Source organism: Sphingobacterium sp. UBA7253 (genome assembly GCF_002472745.1).
Taxonomy (GTDB): Bacteria; Bacteroidota; Bacteroidia; order Sphingobacteriales; family Sphingobacteriaceae; genus Sphingobacterium; species Sphingobacterium siyangense.
The window spans coordinates 6,057-9,206 of the sequence record NZ_DKSP01000168.1; the positions used below are offsets into that span (position 1 = coordinate 6,057).

A 3,150-nucleotide genomic window follows, 5' to 3' on the forward strand; every position below is an offset into this window, starting at 1 on the left:
GGGGCATTGTACAATGCCCCGTTTTTATTATTCCAATGCGATTATTCGCCGCTTTCTTTAGCTGCCAAGTATCTTTCAGCTTCCAAGGCTGCCATACAACCTGTACCTGCAGCAGTGATTGCCTGACGGAAGATATTATCCTGAACATCACCACAAGCAAAAACACCCGGTATGTTTGTAGCAGTACTATCTGGTTTTGTGATTAAATAGCCTGTTTCATCCATATCCAGTACACCTGTGAAAAGCTCGGTATTAGGCTTATGCCCAATAGCAACGAAGAAACCTGTTACTTCTAGATCTTTTTCAGACTGGTCTTTATTGTTAATAACACGTATTCCGGTCACCACTTGACCATCTCCTAAAACCTCTTTTGCCTCAGAATTGTAATGAACTTCAATATTTGGCGTATTCATCACACGGTGCACCATTGCTTTTGAAGCACGGAACTCATCCCGACGAACCAACATATGTACCTTTGAGCATAATTTTGCGAGGTATGTAGCTTCCTCTGCCGCTGTATCCCCAGCGCCAACAATAGCAACTTCTTGGTTTTTAAAGAAAAACCCATCACATACAGCACATGCTGAAACACCAAAACCGTTGTATTTTTGTTCAGATTCCAAGCCTAACCATTTTGCTGTAGCTCCTGTTGCAATAATCACAGTATCTGCGGTTACTTGTACTGTTCCATCGATCTCAACACGGTGTACCTCACCAGTAAAATGTACTTTAGTCACATATCCAAAACGCACTGAAGTTCCGAAGCGTTCAGCTTGCTCACGCAAATCTTCCATCATCACCGGTCCGGTAATACCTTTTGGATAACCAGGAAAATTGTCCACCTCAGTAGTTTGTGTCAATTGTCCTCCTGGAACAATACCGGTATAAACCACTGGTTTCATATCCGCACGTGCAGCATAAATTGCTGCAGTATAACCTGCTGGCCCCGAACCAATAATCAAACACTGTACATGCTCCACTTCTTGTTTGAATTCCATAATCCTTTTTCTAAGCTATTAATTAACGTTATTTTTTAAATTTATCTTGCAATCCTTTCAACATATCTAAAGAAATGTTCTGCGGCGCTTCTTCTTTTTGCTGATTGAATTCCTTTTTCGCAAGTTTTTTATCTTCTACAGAATGTGTGGCTGCTGCTTTTGCTTTTTGCTCACTCTTTTCCTTTTTATACCGATTCCAGATATTTTCTAAGACCTTCTTGGTATACAATGGAAAATCACCATTCTGCATCCAAGCATAGTAACTAGGCTCCTGCTCAAATACTTCGATAATAGGTTTTCCTTTATGTTTACCAAAATTGATCGTTTCCAATCCTTCCGCATTATATACAAGACGTCCGGCAAAATCCACTGGCTTGCTTAGATTGGTAAATGCATGAAGAGCTTCGACATCGTTCACTACTGGATAAGAGACTACACCATGTTTATCTTCAAATGCTGCCCCCTCATATTTCGTCAACTGTGCTTTCAATACTTCATATGTTGCGCGAACATCAGCTTCAGCCGTATGTGCATTTTCAAGATTTTCATTGCAGTAAAACTTGTATGCCGCTTTCAAGGTTCGTTGTTCCATTTGATGGAAAATGTTTTGAACATCTACAAATGCCCTTCCCTCCAATGAAAAATCAACGCCCGCCCGCAAAAACTCTTCCATAAGCATAGGGACATCGAATTTATTGGAATTATATCCCGCCAGATCTCCATTCTCAATAAAAGCCGCAAGCTCCACTGCTATTGCTTTAAAATTAGGAGCATCCTTCACATCTTCATCATAAATACCATGAAAAAAAGAGGATTCTGCGGGAATAGGTATTTCTGGATTGATCTTCTTTGTATAGACTGTTTCTTCACCATTGGGCATCACTTTCAAAAATGATACTTCGACAATACGATCGGTCGCCACATTAACACCTGTAGTTTCCAAATCGAAAAATACCAATGGTCTTTTTAATTTTAATTCCATGCTGGATAATACGCTTTTTTATCAAAAACCAAAAATACAAAGTAGTATTCGATTTTTGTAGTCTAAGAAATTTAATTTACAACCGCTTGATGAACTGATTCAGCTTGACTGATTTTACCAACAACAACTTTCACCATTGCATCAAAGTCCAGGTATTTATTGGCAAGGTCCCGCACCTTCTCTGGCGACATGTTTCGGATCTGTTCCATATAATAGGAATAATACGCTAATGTCATCCCATTTAACAAAACACTTTTAAACTTGTCCGCATGCGAAAAGATACTTTCCAATGAACCCAACATAGAACCTTCCATATAGGTTTTAACGAGATTCACCTCTTCCTCGGAGGCCAATGTTGTTTTCAACAAATTGATCTCCTTTTCTATTTCTGTCAAGGTTGCATGCGTTACGTCTACCCCGACTTCAGTTACAATGGTCATAAAACCAGTATGCTTCAAGGTTGCGACAGCCGAACCAATACTATAGGTATACCCTTTTTCTTCACGAATATTTCGCATCAGACGGGAACCAAAAAAACCACCCAACAAAGTATTGACAAACTGTAGTGCAGGATAATCAGGATGTGTCCTTCCAATCGTCTGGCAACCTAAACGAATGGCTGACTGCAATGCATTTTCTTTTTCCTCGTAAACCAGATCATTAGATCCTTGCGCCAAAACAGGCCCATTCAAAGAAGAGTCAATAGCAGCTCCCTTCCAATCTACGCCAAAAATTTGTTCCAGTTCTTGCAATAGCTCATCCGAAACATTACCTGAAACAATTAAGGTGCAGTTACTAGGAACAATTTCCTGTTGGTACAATTCGATCAACTGCGCACGTGTAATCGCATCATAATCTTCCAGTTTTGGTGTACGTCCGTAACGATTATTCTTACCAAAGATCAAGTTATAGAATTTACGTCGCGCCAGATAATTATTTTTCTGAATAGAAACTTGAAACTTTTGCTTGTTATTACGTAAATAAATATCCAATTCCTGTTGTGGAATCGATGCTTCCGTCAGAATATCTTTTACAAGCGGCAAGAGCACTTGACTATGTCTATTCAATGTATAAAGCGACAAAGAAGTTACGTCAAAAGAGTATTCAGGAACGAGAAATGCACCATAGAAATCTACTTTATCTGCGATCTCTGCACTGGACATGGTATTT

At 39.5% G+C, this 3,150-nt stretch carries 3 protein-coding genes; all 3 read right to left on the reverse strand.

Going from position 1 to position 3,150, the window contains the following annotated elements; genetic code table 11:
- Nucleotides 1-41: 41 nt before the first annotated feature.
- Nucleotides 42-998, reverse strand: coding sequence for a thioredoxin-disulfide reductase (gene trxB, locus B2X72_RS17100; RefSeq protein WP_286850841.1), 957 nt, complete (start codon nucleotides 996-998; stop codon nucleotides 42-44).
- 28 nt (nucleotides 999-1,026) lie between these two features.
- Complete coding sequence (locus B2X72_RS17105; RefSeq protein ID WP_088161437.1) at nucleotides 1,027-1,980, reverse strand: 3'-5' exonuclease; 954 nt, start codon at nucleotides 1,978-1,980, stop codon at nucleotides 1,027-1,029.
- Nucleotides 1,981-2,051: 71 nt separating this feature from the next.
- Nucleotides 2,052-3,150, reverse strand: a 1,099-nt coding sequence (locus tag B2X72_RS17110) for a M16 family metallopeptidase (protein ID WP_286850842.1), incomplete at its 5' end; no start/stop codon positions are given.